General features: G+C 70.6%; 21 protein-coding genes and 1 tRNA gene. 11 read left to right on the forward strand and 11 right to left on the reverse strand.

Annotated elements, in window-relative coordinates; translation table 11 throughout:
* Positions 1–63: 63 nt before the first annotated feature.
* From ACTJKK_RS06360 to ACTJKK_RS06370, 3 genes are read right to left on the reverse strand one after another with little or no spacing between them, the layout of a single operon-like run.
* Positions 64–636, reverse strand: coding sequence for a LytR C-terminal domain-containing protein (locus ACTJKK_RS06360; RefSeq protein WP_247624990.1), 573 nt, complete (start codon positions 634–636; stop codon positions 64–66).
* A gap of 25 nt (positions 637–661) precedes the next feature.
* Positions 662–919: a DUF3263 domain-containing protein gene (locus ACTJKK_RS06365; RefSeq protein WP_440747374.1), complete on the reverse strand. Its 258-nt coding sequence runs from the start codon at positions 917–919 to the stop codon at positions 662–664.
* Between the two features lie 9 nt (positions 920–928).
* Positions 929–1,921, reverse strand: coding sequence for a DUF2332 family protein (locus ACTJKK_RS06370; protein WP_440747375.1), 993 nt, complete (start codon positions 1,919–1,921; stop codon positions 929–931).
* Between the two features lie 71 nt (positions 1,922–1,992).
* Here ACTJKK_RS06370 and msrB point away from each other — a divergent pair, with 71 nt between their 5' ends.
* Positions 1,993–2,403, forward strand: coding sequence for a peptide-methionine (R)-S-oxide reductase MsrB (gene msrB, locus ACTJKK_RS06375; protein ID WP_247624993.1), 411 nt, complete (start codon positions 1,993–1,995; stop codon positions 2,401–2,403).
* Positions 2,400–2,990 (forward strand): nitroreductase family protein, encoded by a 591-nt coding sequence (locus ACTJKK_RS06380; RefSeq protein WP_440747376.1) that lies wholly within the window; start codon positions 2,400–2,402, stop codon positions 2,988–2,990. Before msrB ends, ACTJKK_RS06380 begins: the two co-directional genes overlap by 4 nt.
* Here ACTJKK_RS06380 and ACTJKK_RS06385 read toward each other — a convergent pair whose 3' ends face one another.
* On the reverse strand, positions 2,991–3,929 hold the full coding sequence (locus ACTJKK_RS06385) for a DMT family transporter (protein WP_440747377.1): 939 nt from the start codon (positions 3,927–3,929) through the stop codon (positions 2,991–2,993).
* Between the two features lie 69 nt (positions 3,930–3,998).
* Between ACTJKK_RS06385 and ACTJKK_RS06390 the strand changes: the two genes are divergently transcribed.
* Together ACTJKK_RS06390 and ACTJKK_RS06395 are read left to right on the forward strand one after the other, a co-directional pair.
* A complete protein-coding gene (locus ACTJKK_RS06390) occupies positions 3,999–4,652 on the forward strand; it encodes an SOS response-associated peptidase family protein (protein WP_440747378.1) in 654 nt (217 codons plus the stop codon).
* 2 nt (positions 4,653–4,654) lie between these two features.
* Positions 4,655–5,071, forward strand: coding sequence for an MmcQ/YjbR family DNA-binding protein (locus ACTJKK_RS06395; protein ID WP_440747379.1), 417 nt, complete (start codon positions 4,655–4,657; stop codon positions 5,069–5,071).
* Here ACTJKK_RS06395 and ACTJKK_RS06400 read toward each other — a convergent pair.
* The 4 genes from ACTJKK_RS06400 to ACTJKK_RS06415 are packed head-to-tail and all read right to left on the reverse strand — an operon-like array spanning position 5,068 to position 8,485.
* Complete coding sequence (locus ACTJKK_RS06400; RefSeq protein WP_440747380.1) at positions 5,068–5,682, reverse strand: response regulator; 615 nt, start codon at positions 5,680–5,682, stop codon at positions 5,068–5,070. The genes ACTJKK_RS06395 and ACTJKK_RS06400 overlap by 4 nt on opposite strands.
* Entirely contained in the window at positions 5,679–6,770 is a 1,092-nt protein-coding gene (locus ACTJKK_RS06405) for a sensor histidine kinase (protein ID WP_440747381.1), read from the reverse strand. The genes ACTJKK_RS06400 and ACTJKK_RS06405 overlap by 4 nt, the downstream gene beginning before the upstream one ends.
* Positions 6,771–6,779: 9 nt before the next feature.
* Complete coding sequence (locus ACTJKK_RS06410) at positions 6,780–7,541, reverse strand: ABC transporter permease (protein WP_440747382.1); 762 nt, start codon at positions 7,539–7,541, stop codon at positions 6,780–6,782.
* A complete protein-coding gene (locus tag ACTJKK_RS06415) occupies positions 7,538–8,485 on the reverse strand; it encodes an ABC transporter ATP-binding protein (RefSeq protein WP_440747383.1) in 948 nt (315 codons plus the stop codon). The genes ACTJKK_RS06410 and ACTJKK_RS06415 overlap by 4 nt, the downstream gene beginning before the upstream one ends.
* Before the next feature lie 177 nt (positions 8,486–8,662).
* Here ACTJKK_RS06415 and ACTJKK_RS06420 point away from each other — a divergent pair, with 177 nt between their 5' ends.
* Positions 8,663–11,545: a hypothetical protein gene (locus tag ACTJKK_RS06420; RefSeq protein ID WP_440747384.1), complete on the forward strand. Its 2,883-nt coding sequence runs from the start codon at positions 8,663–8,665 to the stop codon at positions 11,543–11,545.
* Positions 11,546–11,573: 28 nt separating this feature from the next.
* Positions 11,574–13,013 (forward strand): D-serine/D-alanine/glycine transporter, encoded by a 1,440-nt coding sequence (gene cycA, locus ACTJKK_RS06425; RefSeq protein ID WP_440747385.1) that lies wholly within the window; start codon positions 11,574–11,576, stop codon positions 13,011–13,013.
* On the opposite strand, the gene ACTJKK_RS06430 is transcribed toward cycA, so the two are convergent.
* Positions 13,002–13,538, reverse strand: a complete 537-nt coding sequence (locus tag ACTJKK_RS06430; RefSeq protein ID WP_440747386.1) for a hypothetical protein — start codon at positions 13,536–13,538, stop codon at positions 13,002–13,004. The genes cycA and ACTJKK_RS06430 overlap by 12 nt on opposite strands.
* Before the next feature lie 169 nt (positions 13,539–13,707).
* On the opposite strand from ACTJKK_RS06430, the gene ACTJKK_RS06435 reads away from it, so the two are divergent.
* From ACTJKK_RS06435 to ACTJKK_RS06445, 3 genes are read left to right on the forward strand one after another with little or no spacing between them, the layout of a single operon-like run.
* Positions 13,708–14,856 carry a calcium:proton antiporter gene (locus ACTJKK_RS06435; RefSeq protein ID WP_440747548.1) on the forward strand — a complete coding sequence of 383 codons (1,149 nt, stop codon included), beginning with the start codon at positions 13,708–13,710 and terminating at the stop codon, positions 14,854–14,856.
* A gap of 52 nt (positions 14,857–14,908) precedes the next feature.
* On the forward strand, positions 14,909–15,451 hold the full coding sequence (locus tag ACTJKK_RS06440; protein ID WP_440747387.1) for an ArsR/SmtB family transcription factor: 543 nt from the start codon (positions 14,909–14,911) through the stop codon (positions 15,449–15,451).
* A gap of 14 nt (positions 15,452–15,465) precedes the next feature.
* Complete coding sequence (locus ACTJKK_RS06445; protein ID WP_440747388.1) at positions 15,466–16,986, forward strand: serine hydrolase domain-containing protein; 1,521 nt, start codon at positions 15,466–15,468, stop codon at positions 16,984–16,986.
* Between the two features lie 16 nt (positions 16,987–17,002).
* On the opposite strand, the gene ACTJKK_RS06450 is transcribed toward ACTJKK_RS06445, so the two are convergent.
* Entirely contained in the window at positions 17,003–17,956 is a 954-nt protein-coding gene (locus tag ACTJKK_RS06450; protein ID WP_440747389.1) for an aldo/keto reductase, read from the reverse strand.
* 57 nt (positions 17,957–18,013) lie between these two features.
* On the opposite strand from ACTJKK_RS06450, the gene ACTJKK_RS06455 reads away from it, so the two are divergent.
* On the forward strand, positions 18,014–18,565 hold the full coding sequence (locus ACTJKK_RS06455) for a hypothetical protein (protein ID WP_440747390.1): 552 nt from the start codon (positions 18,014–18,016) through the stop codon (positions 18,563–18,565).
* A 9-nt stretch (positions 18,566–18,574) separates the two neighbouring features.
* Entirely contained in the window at positions 18,575–19,057 is a 483-nt protein-coding gene (locus ACTJKK_RS06460; RefSeq protein WP_440747391.1) for a hypothetical protein, read from the forward strand.
* 24 nt (positions 19,058–19,081) lie between these two features.
* Here the strand turns inward: ACTJKK_RS06460 and ACTJKK_RS06465 are convergent.
* Positions 19,082–19,154, reverse strand: a tRNA-Thr gene (locus ACTJKK_RS06465).
* Positions 19,155–19,177: the final 23 nt, after the last annotated feature.

Raw genomic sequence — 19,177 nt, forward strand, 5'->3', positions numbered from 1 at the left:
AACGCCATTCTGGCACTCGACCCCTGCGAGTGCAAGCCGCGGACGGAGGGTGCCCGACGCGTCTCAGGGAGCGGGCGTCTCGGCCGAAGTCTCGGGCGCCGTGGCGGAGCGATCGAGGCCGACGACGATCGTGAGCTGCTTCGCCTCGCCGTCGTTGAGGTCGGCGTAGAAGTCGCTCTGCTCGACCGCCGCTCCCCCGATGAGATCGGCGACGCCGAGTGCGGCCGGACGATCGGCCTCGTCGACGTAGTACACCGTCGTGGTCTCGAAGTCCTGGCTGCCACTGTCGCTCGCATACACGGTGGCGAACCCGGCGTTGAGCAGGGTGTCGCGCATCTGCTCGTCGAGACCCTCATCGGGCGTGGCGTTGAGGATCGTCACTTCGAACGTCGTGTCGACCACACCCGTCTCGACCGGGGTCGGCTCGGCGGTCGGTACCGCTTCGGGGAAGAGGTCGATCCGCCCCATCACGACCAGCGAGCCGAAGATGCCCACGATGATGAGCACGAGCGCCGCGACGAACGACCACAGCAGCACCACCCATCCGTTCATTCCCGGCGCTTCGGCGCGGTGCGCCCCGACGCGGCCGGATGAGCGGGGGACGTCGTCGAAACGATCACGGGTGGGCTTGGACACCCCACGATGCTATCCGAGAGCGCGGTCAGCCCACGAAACCGGGCGTGCGTGCCGAACGGCGCACGACGCGCGCGTCGCGCAGACGCCGCAGCCGACGGATCAGCATCGGATCGAACTCAAGGGCGGCATCCGAGTCGATCAGCCGGCCGAGGAGCTGGTAGTAGCGCGCGGCACTCATGCCCAGCTGCGCCCGGATCGCCTCCTCCTTGGCCCCGCTGTGCCGGGGCCAGACCGTCTCCAGCGCGAGGATCGCGCGGTCGCGCTCCGTGAGGTCACCGATCATGTGCCCAGGTTAGGACGGGTGCGGCCGCTCGGCCGCGCGCCACTCCCACCACGCGCCGAGCGGGTCGGCCGCCGCACGCACCCGCCCGTCGAGCGCGACCGCGAACCCGGGCCACTCCTCCACGTCGATCGGCGGCTCCCAGACGTCCAGCAGGCCGGGCGGGTCGATCGTGACCCACCGCGCCGGGAGCTCACGGATGCGGGCGACCAGAGCCGACCGGGCGGCGCGCGGGATATGGACGAGGACCCCCGGGGTGGTGATCACGAGCGTCGCCCCGACCGGCGCCGTGGCGACGAGAGCATCGAGGCGTTCGAGCGCGTCGCCGGCGACGAGCGTCGGCGGATCGGATGCCGCAATGTCGAGCGCCGCCACGATCCGCTGCTCGCGGCCGGTCTCCCCCGGCCACACGAGCCCCTGCAACCACCGACGATCGTCGGCATCGCGGGCATCGAGCGGTGCGAGATCGATCCCGGCGCGCCACACGATCTCGGGCAGCCGCAACTCCGGAAGCTCCCCGTCGACCCGACTGGCGAGCACGACCGGGGAGACCCCGTCGAGCGGATCGAGCGCCACCCGCACCTCGCCATCGGAACCGCTGAAGCGGTACGAGTAACGATCCGGGTAGAGGCAGAGGCCCGCGGATGCCCCGATCTCCAGCAGCGCGATCGGTCCGTCGATCTCCGACAGCACCGGGAGGAGCGCCGCGAGCCGGAGCGGCTCGTTGGTCTGCAGCGAGCGCGCGGAGCACTCGGTGACGACGGCATCCGCGTTCCGGAGCACGAAGTCCCGCCACACCGGATATCCCTCGAGCGCTGCTCCGAGAAGCCGGGTCACCGCGAAGACCAGTGGCGGCTGACGCCGGTTGTCGGGGATGCGCGCGAGCACTCCCTGCACCGGGCCGTCGCCGGCAACGCCCGCCGCCCACTCCGCGTACAGCGCGCTGCGACCGGGCGCCTCCTTCTCGGCGAAGCGCGCGTAACGCTCGCGAACAGCATCCGTCATCCCTCCATTGTGGATGCACGCAGCCCGGCGTCCCGCGACAGGGGAGAATGGAGAGGACCCTAGGAGGACTCATGTCGTACAGCGTGGAAAAGACCGAAGACGAGTGGCGCAAGGAGCTCGGCGACGACCAGTACGCCGTGCTGCGCCAGGCGGCGACCGAGCGCGCCTGGACCGGCGAGCTGCTCGACGAGGGACGCGCCGGCCTCTACACCTGCGGCGCATGCGGCGCCGAGCTCTTCCAGAGCGGCACGAAGTTCGACTCCGGCTGCGGCTGGCCGAGCTTCTACGAGTCGATCCGCCCCGAGGCCGTCGAGCTCATCGAGGACACCTCGCTCGGCATGGTCCGCACCGAAGTGCGGTGCGCGACGTGCGGATCGCACCTGGGCCATGTCTTCCCCGACGGCTTCGGCACCCCGACCGGCGACCGCTACTGCATGAACTCGCTGGCGATGAACTTCACTCCCGAGGCCCCCGAGGCGTGAGCGCGCTCGACGCCGTCCGCTCGCGGCAGTCCTGGTCGAAGGTCACCGAGGAGGCGCCGTCCCGCGAGGAGCTCCTTCCGCTGATCGCCGCCGCCGGGCGCGTGGCCGACCATTCGTCGCTGCGCCCGTGGCGACTGATCGAGCTGCGCGGTGACGACCGGCTCGCCCTGGGCGCCGCGATCGCGAAGGCCGAGGGCGAGAAGAAGCCGTCGACCAAGCCGCTGCGCGCGTCGCTGCTGATCGCGGTGGTCGGCAGCTATCGCACGAACCACAAGGTGCCGGTGTGGGAGCAGGAGGCGGTCGCCTCCGGTGTCGCGCACACGCTGAGCCTGCTGCTCGACGAGGCCGGGTGGGGCGTGTTCTGGCGCACCGGCGGATACACGCGGTCGAAGGCGGTCGCGCGGGCGCACGGACTGGCGAAGAACGAGGTGCTGCTGGGGTGGCTCTACGTCGGCGGCAAGCCGGCGAAGTCACCGGGGCGGCGCACGCCCGTCGACGCCGACGCGCTGCTGACGCGGATGCCGTCGGACGGGGCGACGAAGGACGAGAAGCCCGAGAAGAAGAAGAAGAAGAAGAAGAACAAGTAGTCAGCGCCGTCGGCGGACGACCGCCACGAGCACGGATGCCGCGGCGATCACCACCATCGTGACGATCTGCCAGGTCGCAGGCCCCGCCTCGGTGGGCCAGATCAGGTCGATCGCGACCGCGGCGACGAGCTGCCCCAGCACCGATCCCAGTCCGAGCAGCAGCACCCCGGTGTGCGCGACGAGGAACGCCCCGAGGAAGATGTAGACGACGCCGAGGAAACCGCCCGTGTACAGCCACGGTTCGACCGGCAGTCCGTGCGGGGCCCCCTGCGAGACGACGCTGATCGCGGCGGCGACGGCGAGCACGACGGTGCCGGCGATGAAGCTCGTCATGGTCGCCACCATGGGCGACGACAACCGCTGCGCCAGGCGCCCGTTCACGGCCTGCTGCCACGCGATGCCCACGCCGGCGGCGAACGGGAGCACGAGCATCCACAACGGGGCGGTGCGCAGCACGTCTCCGCCCAGCGAGACGCCGACGGCCACCAGCGCGAGCGCGGCACCGGCGACACGACCCATCGTCACGGCCACCACGCCCGCGGGTCCGAAACCGATCCGGTCGAGCACGAGTCCGTGCAGGGTCTGCCCCGCGACCACTCCCACGGTGAACAGCGAGACCCCGAGCACGGCGGCGGTGAGCCCCTGCGTCGAGACGGTGAGCGCGCCGCAGGCGCCGCCGAGGAGCATCCACGGCGGGATGGTCCTGCCACGTACTCCGCGGACGAGCCGGACCATACCGGCGCGGCCGGACGGGAGGGCGGCGACGATGACGGCGAGGACGGCCGTACCGACGGCGAAGGAGACGAGACCGGCGACGATCCCATCGCCCAGACGGATGCCGAGGACGCCGTTGATGCGCGCCTGGATCGCGGTCATGACGCCGATCGCCACGGCGCCGCCGATCGCGAGCGGCGCGGGGAGCGATCGGGTCGGAGTCACTCGTTTCACGGTACCGGATCCCCCTCCCACCCCCTGACGGATGTCGGTGGCCCGGGCTAGCCTGTGGGCATGTGCGCGAGCTATGGACTGGATCCCCGATTCGCCGACGCCGAGCTGCTGGCCGAGGCCGACGCCGACGTGCTCGACGGCCTGCGCCAGTGGGCGCAGCAGAACGCGGGTGAGACCCTGCGCCCGACCGGCAAGAACCTCCGCAACCTCAATCCCGTGGTCGTCGACGCCGACGGCCAGACCACGCTCGAGCCCGCGTGGTGGGGGTTCCTCGTGAACGGCGAACCCGCGAAGTTCCCCTCGATCAACACCCGCTCCGAGCGCCTGCAGGAGCGCCCCGGCTCGCTCAAGACCCGCGCGCTGGTGCCGGCGACCGGCTGGTTCGAGATGAAGAAGCCCGAGCGCGTGTGGCACGAGTTCGGCATGGGCGAGGGCACCCTGTTCGGAATGGCGGCCGTCACGCAGCGCGGCCGCACCGCCGATGGCGAATGGTTCACCTGCTACTCGATCGTGATGCGCCCCGCGCCCGCCCATCTCGCCGACGTGCACGACCGCATGCCGGTCCTCATCCCGACCGCGTTCGCCCACGAGTGGCTCACCGCGCAGGGCGATCGCGAGCTCATCGACGAGGCGCTACTGGCGGCGGCATCCCTCGACGATCGCGTCGCCGTCGCCGCGCGATCCGACGACAAGGGGACGGATCGGCTGTTCTGACGATGGATGCCGATGCCCTCACCACCACGGCGGCCGAACGCGCCGAAGAACTCCCCGGCGCCGAGCTGACCAACCCGTTCGGCCCCGAGTGGGACGTCTACAAGGTGCGCGGACGCGTCTTCCTGCTCCTCCCCCTCGACGGCACGGGTCGGGTGACCGTCAAGTCGCATCCCGACGACGCGGTCGCCCTGCGCGAGACGTTCGCCGACATCCTGCCGGGGTACCACATGAACAAGAAGCACTGGATCTCGCTACGCCCGGGTCCGTCTCTCGAACCGGGACTCGTGACCGAGCTGGTCACCGAGTCCTACCTGCTGGTCGTCGAGAAACTGCCCCGAGCGCAGCGGCCCGTGGATCCCGAGCTGTTCGCGAGACCCACCCCCGAGATCCCGCCGGTTCCAGATCCAGCCGGGTCCTAGATCCACCCCTTGTCGCGGGCGATGCGGGCCGCCTGCGCTCGGTTCTCGGTCGCCGTCTTGCCGATGGCCGACGACAGATGGTTGCGCACCGTCCCGGCCGACAGGAACACCTCGGCGGCGATCTGCGCGATCGCGCGCCCGTCCGCCGACAGCCGCAAGACTTGCTGCTCGCGCTCGCTCAGCGGGTTGGCGCCCTCGAACAGCGAGGCCTCGGCGAGCGCGGGATCCACGACGCGGAGGCCCTGATGCACCCGCCGGACCGCGTGCGCGAGTTGCGCGGCCGGGGTGTCCTTGGCGATGAAGCCGCTCGCCCCCGCATCCAGAGCCTGGCGCAGGTACCCGGGGCGCGCGAAGGTCGTCACGATCAGCACACGCGTCGACGGGCTCACCTCGCGCACGGCGCGCGTCGCGGCCACCCCGTCGACGCCCGGCATCTGGATGTCCATCAGGCACACGTCGGGCCGCGCCCGCGCCGCTCGGTCCGCCGCTTCGGCGCCGTCGGCGGCTTCGGCGACGACCGTCAGATCGTCCTCGAGCTCGAGGAGGGCACCCATCGCGCCCCGTACGAGGGCCTGATCGTCGACGAGCAGCAGCCGGATCGGATCGGTCACCAGGTCACGCTCACTCTCGTCCCACCGGTCGGGGCATCCTCCACGGCGAGCACGGCCCCCGCCGCCGCGGCGCGTTCGGCCATCCCCCGCAGACCGTTGCCCGCGGGCCCCCGTGCGCCGCGGCCGTCATCCTCGATCGCCACCACGCCGGGGGCCATCGTGATGCGCACCCGCCGTGCCTTCGCGTGGCGCAGGATGTTCGTGGTCGACTCCCGCACGATCCACCCGGCGGGCAGGGCCTGCGCGGGCGACAGGGCCGCCGCGTCACCCTCGACGTCGACGTGCAGCCCCGCCGATTCGAGCGCGACCGTGCTCGCATCGATCTGCTCCGCCAGTGCGACGCTGCGGATGCCGGTGACGGTGCTGCGCACGCCGGCGATCGCCTCACCCGTGAGGTGCACGATCTGCGCGAGTTCGGCCCTGGCGCGCGCGGGGTCGTGGTCGACGAGGCGTTCGGCGAGCTCGGCCTTGAGCTTCACGGCCGTGAGAGTGTGCCCGAGCAGGTCGTGCACGTCGCGGGCGATCGACGTGCGCTCCTCGCTGGTGGCGAGGTCCATCCGCACCTTGTCGGCATCGACCGAGCGCCCGATCAGCCAGGTGTTCACGGTGTTGACCACCGCGATGAGCAGCACGATGACGAGGATCTGGAAGTGACCGCCCCACCTCCCCGTCGCGACGATCGTCCCCGCCGCGATCGCGATGCCCGCGAGGGTCGTCACCCAGTGCCAAACACCCCGTAGTCCGTAACTGGCGTACGACATGAGGTACGGGAGGAAGCTCAGCGCCTGCGACTCGATCGCCGGGATCGTCGCGAGCGCACACGCGATCTGCACCCAGAACAGCGTGCGCACGATCGGGCGCGGTCGTCCCCACGACGAGCGCATCCCGATGACGAATCCGATCACGTACACGGTGGCGAATGCCACGAGTCCCGCCCATCCGAGCACGACCCATCCGGTCGCGGCATCCGAGGCGAGCAGCGCCAGCACCGGGTAGACGAGGAAGACCATCCAGACGACGGCCATCAACCATCCCCAGCGCTCCCAGGGGCCGGTGTGCGCCGGGGTCACGGCAGCCTCGGTGGTCATCGGCCCAGCCTAACGACGGCTGCGCGAGCGCAGCACGCCGAGACGCACGAGGGCGGCGAACAGCACGGCCCAGACGACGACGTTCAGCAGCACGGCCCAGAGCGGGTCGGCCCCGCCCGCCACGAGGGTGCCGTCGGTGGCGGGCCAGCGCACGAGCGCGACGTACCCGTACATCGGGGTCCACTTCGCGATGTCGAGCATCACGCCGTCGAGCGGAATGAAGACGTTGCCGAAGAACCCGAAGAAGGTGATCGAGATCGAGGCGAGAGCGGCCGCCGAGTCGGAGTTGAAGGCGAGGCCGACCCCGAGTCCGAACAGGCCGTAGATCAGCCCGAGCCCCAGGGTGACCCCGGCGGCGGCGAACCAGCGCCAGGCGTCGGATGCCTCGGCACCCGTCGCGAGGCCGGCTGCGTAGACGAAGAGCACGGCGAGCGCCGAGAACGACACCGCGGCGAGCACCTTCGTCACCGCGTATCCCACGGTCGAGAGCGGGGTGAGCGCGAGCTGACGCCCCCACCCCTGTCCAACCTCGGAGGCGGCGAGCGAGCACAGCGAGCTCATCGCGGTGGCCGTGCCGTACGCCCCCATCGACACCATCACGTAGAAGGAGACGTTCGCCTGCCCCACGCTCTGCGAGGCGTACGACATGCTCGCACCGAAGAGCAGATACATGGCCACCGGCATCGCCAGGGTGAAGGCGAGCGTGTACGGGTTGCGGATCTGCCGCACGAGTTCGGTGCGGTACAGCGCGGGGGCGACGAGCGTGGTCATGACGGGTCCTCCGTGAGCGAGGTGAAGGCGGATTCGAGGGTGGGCGCGGTGATCTCGAGATCGCAGGCACCGAGCGACAGCAGTCGGCCCGCGAGCAGATCGGACGCCTCGGTGCGCACCGTGAGCCGATCGGCGTCGGTCGACACCTCGGCGACGGAGGCGTCGGCGCGGAGTTCCGCGGCGAGCGCAGCGATCCCGCCGGGGATCGTCGCCGAGACGATGCGGCCGCCCAGAGACGCGCGCAGACGGGCGGTGGCGCCATCAGCGACCACACGGCCGTGGTTCATGACGATCGTGCGACGCGCGAACTGTTCGGCCTCTTCGAGGTAGTGCGTGGCGAACACGATCGTGCGGCCGGCGTCGGCATCCGCCCGCATCGCCTCCCAGAAGCGGCGACGGGCGGTGACGTCCATCCCCGCGGTCGGCTCGTCGAGCACCAGCACGTCGGGGTCCGGCAGCAGTGCGAGGGCGAACTTCACGCGCTGCTTCTCGCCACCCGAGCATTTGCCGACGCGGCGACGCGCGATCGCGGTGAGGTCGGCGCGATCGATGACCTCGGCGATGCGACCGGAGGCGCCGTGCAGCCCGGCGACCACCGAGATCGTCTCGCGCACGGTCAGGTCGGAGAGCAGTCCGCCGGTCTGCAGCACCGCCGCGAGGCGCCCCGCCGTGACCGCGCGGTGCGGATTCGTGCCGAGCACGCGCGCCGTGCCCTCGTCGGGTTCGGAGAGTCCGAGGAGCACGTCGATCGTGGTGGTCTTGCCCGCGCCGTTCGGGCCGAGCAGAGCGACCACCTCGCCGCGCTCGATGCGGAGGTCGACGTGATCGACCGCGACGATCCGATTCGCGCCGTGCCCGAAGCGGCGGACGATGCCGGTGAGATCGACGGCGGGCGCGGAATCTGCGGGAAGGCGATCGGTGGGGGCGACGAGGGGCTGGCTCATGCTCCCAGTGAAGCGCCGCGAGCACGGCCCGCACCGGAGGCCGATGTCACGCGGTGCGGATGACATCCGTCATGTTCCCGGTGCGCTGTTCGCCTGCCGTTCACCCCTGCGTCGGCATCCGTTCGTCCGCTTCCGTTTGTGTCGGATCGACCCGACCCCCGACCGGAGGTACTCGCCGTGCCCATCCCCCGCTCCCTCTCCTTCGGCCTCGCCGCGCTCGTCGCGGCGAGCGCGGCGATCGTCGCCCCGCAGGCGGCCGTCGCCGCCGATGCCCCCGCCGACCAGCTCGCCGTCTCGGTCGTCGGCGACGGCGCGACCACCGGCAACGACGCGGTTCCGGTCGCGATCCAGCTCCTCGACGGACAGGGCGAGCTCGGCGACACGATCGCGCTGCCGACGACGGATGCCGGTGATCAGCACGCGTTCACCCTCGGGGCGAACCGCGACCAGCAGGGGGCACTGCAGCAGTCCGCCGATCACCGCTACGTGACGCTCGGCGGATACGACGCGGCCCCGGGATCGGGCTCGCTCAACGACACGGCCGCCCCCGACACGCTGCGCGTGATCGCCCGGATCGGATCGGAGGGCGACGTCGACACCGCCACGACGCTCGCCGGAGGGTTCTCCCTGCGTCACATCCGGGGCACCGCCACGGTCGACGGCACCCGCTACTGGGCGGGCGGGCACGGCGGCGATTCCACGGCTCCCGCCGGCGGCGTCCTCACGGTCGAAGCCGGTGGGACCACCCCCACCGCCGTCGTCTCCGGCAGCAGCAACCTCAACAACGGACGCGTGGTCGACATCCACGACGACCAGCTCTACCTCACGAGCGACCGCAGCGGATTCTCGGGGCTGAACACGGTCGGCACCGGCATCCCCACCGCCGCGGGATCACCGCTCACGCTCGTGGCCGCGGCCCCGGCCGGGGCATCCGTCGCGCACGACTTCGCCTTCGCCGGCGAACACCTGTACGTCGGCTACACGGAGGGGGCGAACGAGGGCATCGCGAAGTACCGCCGGACCGGTGCCACCTGGACCTGGGTCGACACCCTGCCGGGTGACTTCTGGGGCCTCGAGGCACGCCCGGCCGGCGACGATTCGGTGCTGTACGCCGTGCGCGGACTCAACCAGGGCAACGAGATCGTGCGGATCGTCGATTCCGGTGACGACTCCGCGTTCACCGCGCAGACCGATGTGCTCGCGACGGCGGCGCCCCAGACCGCGTTCCGCGGTGTCGCCTTCGCGCCCGGGTTCGAGCCGGGCGCGGATGCGGTCGGCCCCATCCTCGCGAAGCCGACCCTGTCATGGGACGTGCGCGTTCCCGGCGGCGCCGGCAGCGCCCTCGCCGCCGTGCTCGGGCAGGACACCAACCCCGCAGCCACCGGCGTGATCGCCGATGCCGCCGGTGAGGCCGTCACGGCGACCGTGACCAGCAGCAACCCCGCGGTCGTGCCCGACGAGGCGATCCGCCTCGACGTCGCCGACGACGGATCGTTCCGGCTCGCGGCGACACCCGCGGCCACCGGCACCGCGGTGCTCACCGTGCATCTGCGCACCGACGACGGACGCACCGCGATCTCTCAGCTCCCCTACCGCGTCGCCCCGGCCTTCGCCGATGGCGGCGCTCGCGGGCACTTCGGCATGTCGGATGCCTCCGCCGCGATCGACGCCGGCGACGGGTTCTTCTTCGCGGCCGACGACGACTCGAACGCGATCCGTCTCATCTCGGAAGAGGGCGGAGAAGCCGTCGCGGCGTTCGACTTCAGCGATCGCATCGAGTTCGAACGCGCAGGTGAAGCCCACGACTTCGAGGCCGTCGCTCAGGCCGGAGACCAGGTCTTCTGGATCGGATCGACCGGCAACACCCGCAGCGGCAACGTGCGGCTCGACCGCGACATCGTGCTCCAGACGCAGATCTCCGGATCCGGCGCGGACGCGACGCTCGCTTTCGTCGGTTACCGCAACGTGCTGCGCGATGCGCTCGTCGCCTGGGATCACGAAGGCCAGCACGGCCTGGGCGCCGACCGCTTCGGGTTCCTCGCGGCCACCCAGCCGGGGGTCTCGGCCGAGGGTCCCGACTCGCTCAACATCGAAGGAGCGGCGATCGCGCCGGACGGCACGACGCTGTGGCTCGGCTTCCGCTCGCCCGAGGTCGGCGATGACGCGGATGCTCTCATCGTGCCCGTCGCCGACATCGCCGACGTCGTCGCCGGGGCGGATGCCGTCGTCGGCGATCCGCTCCTCCTCGACCTCGGCGGGCGAGCGATCCGCGACATGGCCCGCGCCGAGTCCGGTGACTACCTGATCGTCGCCGGCAGCGCCGACGACACCGGCCGCTTCGCCCTCTTCGGGTGGTCCGGCTCGCTGGACGACGCCCCGATCGCGGCATCCGGCACCCTCGGGCTCGCGAACTGGCCCGGCTCCTACGAGGGCATCGCGGGCGTGCGCGACCTCGCCGACGGAACCTCCGTGCGCCTGCTGCTCGATTCGGGCACGGTCGACATCTACGGCGACGGCACCGAGGCGCAGGACCTCTCCCCCGTCGAGTTCAAGCTCTTCCCCTCGCAGACCGTCGAACTGTCGTTCGGTGCGGCGTTCACCGAGAAGCGGATCGCGGTCACGGGCGGCACCCTTCGAATCGGCTCGCCCTCCGAGATCACCGTCTCGGGCTTCGCGGAGGGCGAGCAGATCGAGCTCGTGCTGAACTCCGACCCGGTGCGCCTCGCGACCCTCATCGCGGGAGCGGACGGCACGGCGCGCGCGGTCGTCGTTCCCCCGGCATCCGTCGCTCCGGGGGCGCACACCCTGACCGCCACGGCGGCCTCGGGCGCCGCCGAACTCGCGGTCACGGTGCTCGCCCCGGTCGCCGACGGCGGCGACGGCACGGACGGCGGCGGCGACAGCGGTGCCGGAGCGGGATCCGGCGCGGGATCGGATGCCGGTGACGCACTCGCCACGACGGGGTCGGACTTCCCCGCAGGGCCGGTCGCGCTCGTCGCACTCGCGCTCCTCGCCCTCGGTGCGCTGGCGCTGCGCCGCAGGGGTGTCGCTTCGGAGTGACCCGTTCTCGTCGGCTACTCTGCATCGGGTGACCGTGCAGAGTACCGACGAAGAACAGCACCTCCGGCGAGCGCTGAGCAACCGCCACATCCAGCTCCTGGCGATCGGCGGTGCGATCGGGACCGGGCTCTTCATGGGCAGCGGCAAGACGATCTCGGTGGCCGGTCCCTCGGTGATCTTCGTCTACATGATCATCGGGTTCATGCTCTTCTTCGTGATGCGCGCGATGGGCGAGCTGCTGCTGTCGAACCTCAAGTACAAGTCGTTCAGCGACTTCGCCAGCGACCTGTTGGGGCCGTGGGCCGGGTTCTTCACGGGCTGGACGTACTGGTTCTGCTGGGTGGTGACGGGCGTCGCCGATGTCATCGCGATCGCCGGGTACACGAACACCCTCATCCCCGGCATCCCGCTGTGGATCCCGGGTGTCGCCGTGGTCGTCATCCTGCTCGCGCTCAACCTCCCCACGGTCGCCGCGTTCGGTGAGATGGAGTTCTGGTTCGCGCTGATCAAGATCGTGGCGATCGTCGCTCTCATCGTCACCGGTCTCGTGATGATCTTCACCGGCTTCCAGCACGACGCCGGTACCGCGTCGTTCGCGAACCTCTGGAGCCACGGCGGCATGTTCCCGCACGGGTTCATGGGGTTCGTGGCCGGTTTCCAGATCGCGGTCTTCGCGTTCGTCGGGATCGAGCTGGTCGGCACCGCCGCCGCCGAGACGAAGGACCCGAAACGGAACCTCCCCAAGGCGATCAACGCCATCCCGATCCGCATCCTGCTCTTCTACGTCGGCGCGCTGATCGTGCTGATGGCGGTGACCCCCTGGACCGAGTACGTCGCCGGGGAGAGCCCCTTCATCGCGATGTTCGCCCTGGCCGGCCTCGGCATCGCCGCGACCGTCGTGAACCTTGTGGTGCTGACCTCGGCGATGTCGAGCGCCAACTCGGGCATCTATTCCACCTCGCGCATGGTCTTCGGGCTCGCGCAGGACGGTGACGCGCCGAAGCTGTTCAGTCGCCTGTCGAAGCGCCGCGTGCCCCAGAACGCGCTGTTCCTCTCCTGCATCCTCCTGCTCTCGGGCGTCGTGCTGCTCTACGCAGGCAAGGACATCGGCACCGCCTTCGACATGGTGACGACGGTCTCCGCCGTGTGCTTCATGTTCGTGTGGACGATCTTCCTGCTCAGCTATGTGGTCTACCGCCGCCGGCGCCCGGAGAAGGCCGCGACCTCGGCCTTCCGGATGCCGGGCGGAGTGTTCATGGTCTCCGTCGTGCTGGCGTTCTTCGTCTTCATCCTGTGGGCGCTGACCACCCAGCCCGACACCCTCACGGCCCTGCTCGTGACGCCGATCTGGTTCGCGCTGCTCGTCGTCGCCTGGCTGTTCGTGCGCCGCTCGCCGAACCACCTGCAGCGGCACGCGGCCCACATCGCGCATCTGCGCAGCGACGACGAGGAAGAGTCAGCGTCGTAGCTCTCCACGAACCGCCCAACGCCCCGTCGCCTGGTGGAACTGCAGCTGTGCGAGCAACGGCGAGGCGTCGTACATCCGGATGTTGAGGCTCAGCCGCACCCCGCGCGCGGTGCGCACCGTGACCATCGGCCCCTGATCCGAGCGCCGTACCGAGTAGTCGGCGATGTCGGAGTAGCGGAAGCTGCGCGTGACACCCGCGAGGGTGCGGAAGGTCACCTCCTCGTCGCCGAACGCGACGTACCAATTGCGGTACATCACGAGGAAGAGGATGCCGCCGCCGAGGATCGCGAACGAGGCGATCGCCATGGCGGTGCGATCATCGTCGCGCGAAGCATCCGAGAGCAGGATCATGGGGATGCTGAGCAGGAGCAGGGTCCACCCGCCGATCGGCAGGATCTTCATCAGTCGGAGGCGGCGCGGATCGCGACGATCACGATTCGGATGCTTCCGGGCGTAGTGCGCGGCCTCGACGGCCAGCCACCCCGCGATCGCGGCGACCGCGATGTGCACGACGACCGCCAGCATCCGCTTCTCCTCTCCGGAGCGCGATGCGCTCCCCTTCTCCTTGACGAGTACTGCCCAGGAATCCGTCGGACACAGCCGGTAGAATACTGGGTGTGCACGGTGCACGCTGCGGCCGGGACGACCCGGATCGCGTCATCACCCGGGGACGGCCCCGCGAAGGAACCGGATGATGATCCCCACCGCTGTGAAGCAGTTCGTCGGACGACCCGATATCGCCCGCATCGCCCTGGGCTGGGGCGCCTACATCCTGGTGCTGCTGGCGCACCCCCTGCTCGCGGCCCCTGTAGCCGTCCCCCTGCTGATCGTCGCCCTCGGGGTGATCATCGGTGTGATCCTGGTGTGCGCGTTCGGCGTGGTGAAGCAGGCCGAAGCCCTCGCCCACCGCTTGGGCGACCCCTATGGATCGCTCGTACTCACCCTGTCGATCGTGCTGATCGAGGTGATCCTCATCTCGGCCGTCATGCTCGGACCGGGCGACCACGCCACCATCGCCCGGGATTCGGTGATGGCCGTCGCGATGATCATCCTGAACCTCGTGATCGGTCTCGCACTGCTGCTCGGCGGTCTCCGCCACCGCGGCATGGCGCACAACCGCACGGGAACCTCGACCTACCTGGCGATGCTCGTGGTGCTCGTCGCGCTCGCGTTCGCCCTCCCGGCTCTCATCGGCCGCGACGGCTCGTACACCCTCGGCCAGGAGATCCCGATCGTGATCCTGACCCTCGGGATCTACGCATTCTTCCTCTTCCGGCAGATGGGGGCGCAGGCGGGCGATTTCACCGAGGTCGACGAACGCCTGCGGCGACGGACGGATGCCGCGGACGCTGCGCCGCGCACGGGCATCCGCGAGACTCTCGCCGCGCACCGCACCGAGGTCCTGGTGCGCCTCGCCCTGCTCGTGGTGACGGTCACCCCGATCGTGCTGCTCTCGCACGACATGGCGGCGCTCCTCGACGACGGCCTCGGTCGTCTCGGAGCCCCGGCCGCCCTGGCCGGCGTGCTGATCGCCGCGATCGTGTTCCTGCCGGAGTCCCTCACCGCAGTGAGGGCAGCTCTCGGGGGCGAGGCACAGCGGGTGGTGAACCTCTGCCACGGGGCGCTGGTGTCGACGGTCGGGCTCACGATCCCCGCCGTACTGATCATCGGCATGCTCACCGGCCAGACCGTGGTGCTGGCCGAGTCTCCGGCGAACCTTCTGATGCTGGGTGTGACGCTGCTGCTCTCGGTGACCACGTTCGCGGCGAAGCGGGTGACGGCCATGCACGGCGCCGCGCACCTCGCGGTCTTCGCGGTGTACGTGATCGTGCTGTTCAGCTGATCATAGAAGTTCGATTTCTCCGTAATTACGAACTATTGCTACGGTTGTAGCCATGGAACGTGACGCGCTGCACGCGATCGAAAGCCGGGTCGACGCCCTCGAACGCGAACTCGAGCGTTTGCGTACGCAGGTCGAGGAGCCGTCTGCCGACGCCTCGACCGTGACACCGGAACCGGGGGCTGCGACATCGGACCCCGCCGCCGATCCGCTCTGGTTCGTCAATGAACTCGGACGCCGGGCTCCCGGCGCGGTGATGATGGCGGGTGCCGTCGAGGTACCGGCCGGGCCCATCCGCTGGCAGTACGGCCTCTACGCGGAAGAGCTCCTCGGCAAGGACTGGGGCGAACTCGCTCGACCCCTCGAAGCACTGGGGCACCCGGTACGTCTCGAGCTCGTGCGCGTCATCCTCACCGGCACCCAGACCACCGCTGAGCTGCTCGAACTGGAGCAGTTCGCGTCGTCCGGCCAGCTCTACCACCACCTCCGCCAGCTCGTGGGCGCGGGGTGGTTGTCCTCCCCGCGCCGCGGGTTCTACGAGGTGCCGGGGGCGCGCATCGTGCCGCTCCTCGTCCTGACCATGATCGCCTCGAGCTGAGGAGCAGCCGCACCGTGACCTCCCCCGCCCCCGCACTCACAGACCCCACCCCGACAGTGACGTCGCCCGCGCGACGCTCCCCCGGTCCCGTGCTCGGCCTCCTGGTGGGCGGCGCGGTCGCCGCGATCGCCCTCGGCGCGGCCGTCGGGCCGCAGCAGCAGACCGTGAGCTCGGCCTGGAGCGGTGACGAGACCCTGGCGGAGAGCATCCGCACTCTGCCCGGAGGCCTCGACGGATTCCGCTCGCTGTCGGTCGCGGAGATCGATCCGGGCGGCGTCGTCTTCGCCGGTCTCGGTGACGCCGATCCCGCACACCCGGAGGCGCCCGGGCCCGACACCGTGTTCGAGCTCGGTTCGATCACGAAGACCTTCACCGGAGCGCTGTTCGCCGACGCGATCGAACGCGGAGAGGTGGCCCCCGATGATCGACTCGCGGAGCACCTCACGGCCCTCGAGGGAACGGATGCCGGCGACGTCACCCTCGCGTCGCTGTCGCAGCACTCCTCCGGACTCCCCGGCCTGGGCGCGACGGCCGCTGACGGCGCGGTGACGAGCCTGATCCTCAACGACAACGCCTACGCGTCGTCGACCACGGCGCAGCTCATCGCCGACGCGGCCATCGCCCCCGTCGACCCCGACCAGGGCGCCGTCTACTCGAACTTCGCCGTCTCGCTCCTCGGCACCGCACTCGTCGAGGCGGCCGGCGCCGACGACTATGCGACATTGCTCGACGAGCGCCTCACCGGCCCGCTCGGGATGGAGCACACCACGGTCGCGGCGACGGCCGCAGAGGTGCCGGTCGATGCGGTTCCGGGCTTCCTCCTCAACGGCACACCCGCACCGCGCTGGTGGGGGGAGGGATACCTGCCCGCGGGGTCGTCGACGTTCACCACGGCATCCGACCTGGCGATCTGGGCACAGGCCAACCTCGACGGCTCGGCGCCGGGCGCAGCCGCACTCGAGCCGACCGCTCCCCTGGGAGCGGAGGGCGAGATCGGCTGGGGCTGGATCACCTCTGCGTCCTTCGACGGCGCCGGCACTCAGACCTGGCACAACGGCGGCACAGCGGGCTTCCGCACGATCCTCACGATGGATCGCGACGCCGGCACGGCCTTCATCGCCCTGTCGAACACCGTCGCGACCGTCGACTACGTCGCGATGTCGTATCTCTCGGGTGCGCCGATCCCCGGCCCCGCCGAGCCGTATCTGATCCTGGGATGGTCGGTCTTCGGCATCGCGCTGGCGCTCGGTGTCGTCGCGCTGCTCCGGGCCCTCCGCGCGAAGGCGCTGCTCCCCTCGCTCAGCGACCTCGTGTGGGCGCTCGCCGGGCTCCTGCTGCTCTGGCACAGCGGCCCGTGGTTCGCGGTCGGCGGTTGGGTGTGGGGCGTCGCTCTCGCGCCGACCTTGGCAGCGGTCGGACTGCTCGCGCTGCGCGGCCGCTCGCTGCCGTTCCTCCCCGCGCGTCGACGGTGGTACTGGTGGCCGACCGCGGCCATCGGTGTCGCGGCCGCGGTCGGCGTCACCTTCCTCTGGTGAGGACGCCGGTGGCCGCTCAGGCCTGAGCGGGAGTCCACTCCGAGACGCGGTCGAGCGTCTGCACCTCGTCGGCGCTCAGCTCCAGGCGAGCGCCGGCGAGGAGGTCGGGAACCTGCTCGACCGTGCGGGCGCTCGCGATGGGGGCTGCCACCGTCGGCTGCGCGCGCAGCCACGCCAGCGACGTCGCGGCGATCGAGGCTCCGTGCGCGGAGCCGATCTCCTCGAGGGCGTCGATGATCTTCAGGCCGGCCGGAGTCGCGTACTTGGCGGCGCCCTCGGCGCGGGGCGAGGACTGCCCCGCGGTCTCGGTGGAGCGGTACTTGCCCGTGAGGAAGCCGCTCGCCAGCGAGTAGTACGGCACGAGTCCGAGACCGAACTCCTCGGCCACCGGGATGATCTCGTTCTCGACGTCGTTGCGGTGCACGAGGTTGTAGTGCGGCTGCACGGCGACGGGCAGCGCGGCACCCGTGCGCTGGGCGATCTCGATCCACTCGCGGATCCGGTCGGCGGAGTAGTTCGAGACGGCGACGTTGCGCACGAGGCCGTCGGTCACGAGCTGACCGAATGCGCCGACCGTCTCCTCGAGGGGCACGCTCTCGTCGTCGAAGTGGGCGTAGTAGAGGTCGATCGCATCGACGCCGAGACGCCCGAGCGATGCCTCGGCAGCCTTGCGGATGTTCGCTGCGGCGAGTCCCCGGAACTCCGGGTGCGTGCTCACCTTCGTCGCGACCGTGACGCCCTGCGGCTTGCGCGACGCCAGCCACTCGCCGATGATCGTCTCGCTCTCGCCGCCGGAGTTTCCGGGCACCCACGCACTGTAACCGTCGGCGGTGTCGATGAAATCGCCCCCGCCCGCCACGAACGCGTCGAGCACGTCGAAGGACGTGTCGCGATCGGCCGTCCAGCCGAACACGTTGCCGCCGAGAGAGAGCGGGAAGACATCAAGGTCGCTGTTTCCGATACGAGTCATACTCGTCGCAACCGATCGATCCCGTGGGGTATTTCCGATTCGGGATACTCTCACCGCATGCATATCCTCCGCCGAGCATCCGTCGCCGTCGTCGCCGTCGCCCTCGCCGGGCTGCTCGGCGGGTGCGCGGCATCCGTCCCCGACCCGCCCGCTGCGGTGGGCGAGAACTACCCCGGCACGTGCATGCCCGCCGAGTTCACCTGGCCGACCGACTTCCTCGAGGCGCTGCCGAGCGAGTCCGAGGCCGTGGGCGGCTCCATCGTCGGCCTGCGGCTGGAGTACATCGACGAGCGGTGGGCGTGGCGCATCCGCAGTGCGAGCGGTCGGACGGATGCTTTCGGCGAGCGGGTCGACGATCCCGCGGCGGGGCGGGAGACGCTCGCGGACGTGCGGACCCTCGAGGTCTTCGCCAGCCGCGACGTCACCCTCACGAAAGCGGAGCAGACGGCGGGAACGAGTGCCTACACGGCAGCCGACCGCTCGGGCGAGGAGTGGCCCAGCCCCCTCATCATCGAGATGGCCCGGGTCGATGACGCTGGTTCCGACGTCTGGCGGATCACGATGTGCGACACGGCGACCAACGCGCAGTCCGTGATCACCGTGAAATAGCATTCAGGAATGCGCCGTTCTGCCGTCGTCCCCCTGATCGCTCTCGTCGCGCTGCTCGCCGGCTGCACGGGAGCTCCGATCCCCGCATCCTCGGCGACACCGGCCCCGACGCGAACGGCGACCACCGCGCCCACCTCCACGGCCACGCCCGCTCCCTCGTCGAGCCCGTCCACGGCGCCCGCCCCCTCGTCGCCGCCGGTCGCGTCCGATCCCACCGACGGCGAGCTCGTGACGATGTGCGTCGAGAAGGTCGATGCCTACGCGGGCGGCGCGACGTACGCGAGCGACCGGGGCACCGTCGAGTGGCTGGCCGAGCAGACGACCTGGTTCGTGGTCGTGCCCACGGATCGCGACGGCAACGAGGGCGCGGCCGTCTGCGGCATCGAGAAGACCTCCGCGGGCCCCGACGTCACGACCTACGGCGAGACCATCCCGAGCGGCGTCGCCGATCAGCGTGCGGAACTGCTGCGCGGAGAACACCCGCACGAGTGACCGCAGTCCCCTGCGATTCCTGAGAGCCGACTACGGGACTCGAACCCGTAACCCCCGTATTACAAGTACGGTGCGCTACCAATTGCGCCAAGTCGGCGGGTGCCACCAGCTTAGCGATGG

This window comes from Microbacterium sp. 22179, from assembly GCF_052045715.1.
GTDB classification, from domain to species: Bacteria; Actinomycetota; Actinomycetes; order Actinomycetales; family Microbacteriaceae; genus Microbacterium; species Microbacterium galbinum.

Coding starts and splice junctions, on each gene's coding strand:
- ACTJKK_RS06395 (WP_440747379.1), top strand. CDS start 4,655: ATGGATGCCGATGCCCTCACCACCACGGCGGCCGAACGCGCCGAAGAA.
- ACTJKK_RS06450 (WP_440747389.1), bottom strand. CDS start 17,956: ATGACTCGTATCGGAAACAGCGACCTTGATGTCTTCCCGCTCTCTCTC.
- ACTJKK_RS06440 (WP_440747387.1), top strand. CDS start 14,909: ATGGAACGTGACGCGCTGCACGCGATCGAAAGCCGGGTCGACGCCCTC.
- ACTJKK_RS06415 (WP_440747383.1), bottom strand. CDS start 8,485: ATGAGCCAGCCCCTCGTCGCCCCCACCGATCGCCTTCCCGCAGATTCC.
- ACTJKK_RS06370 (WP_440747375.1), bottom strand. CDS start 1,921: ATGACGGATGCTGTTCGCGAGCGTTACGCGCGCTTCGCCGAGAAGGAG.
- msrB (WP_247624993.1), top strand. CDS start 1,993: ATGTCGTACAGCGTGGAAAAGACCGAAGACGAGTGGCGCAAGGAGCTC.
- ACTJKK_RS06405 (WP_440747381.1), bottom strand. CDS start 6,770: ATGACCACCGAGGCTGCCGTGACCCCGGCGCACACCGGCCCCTGGGAG.
- ACTJKK_RS06460 (WP_440747391.1), top strand. CDS start 18,575: ATGCGCCGTTCTGCCGTCGTCCCCCTGATCGCTCTCGTCGCGCTGCTC.
- ACTJKK_RS06390 (WP_440747378.1), top strand. CDS start 3,999: ATGTGCGCGAGCTATGGACTGGATCCCCGATTCGCCGACGCCGAGCTG.
- ACTJKK_RS06410 (WP_440747382.1), bottom strand. CDS start 7,541: ATGACCACGCTCGTCGCCCCCGCGCTGTACCGCACCGAACTCGTGCGG.
- ACTJKK_RS06435 (WP_440747548.1), top strand. CDS start 13,708: ATGATCCCCACCGCTGTGAAGCAGTTCGTCGGACGACCCGATATCGCC.
- ACTJKK_RS06365 (WP_440747374.1), bottom strand. CDS start 919: ATGATCGGTGACCTCACGGAGCGCGACCGCGCGATCCTCGCGCTGGAG.
- ACTJKK_RS06430 (WP_440747386.1), bottom strand. CDS start 13,538: ATGCTGGCGGTCGTCGTGCACATCGCGGTCGCCGCGATCGCGGGGTGG.
- ACTJKK_RS06455 (WP_440747390.1), top strand. CDS start 18,014: ATGCATATCCTCCGCCGAGCATCCGTCGCCGTCGTCGCCGTCGCCCTC.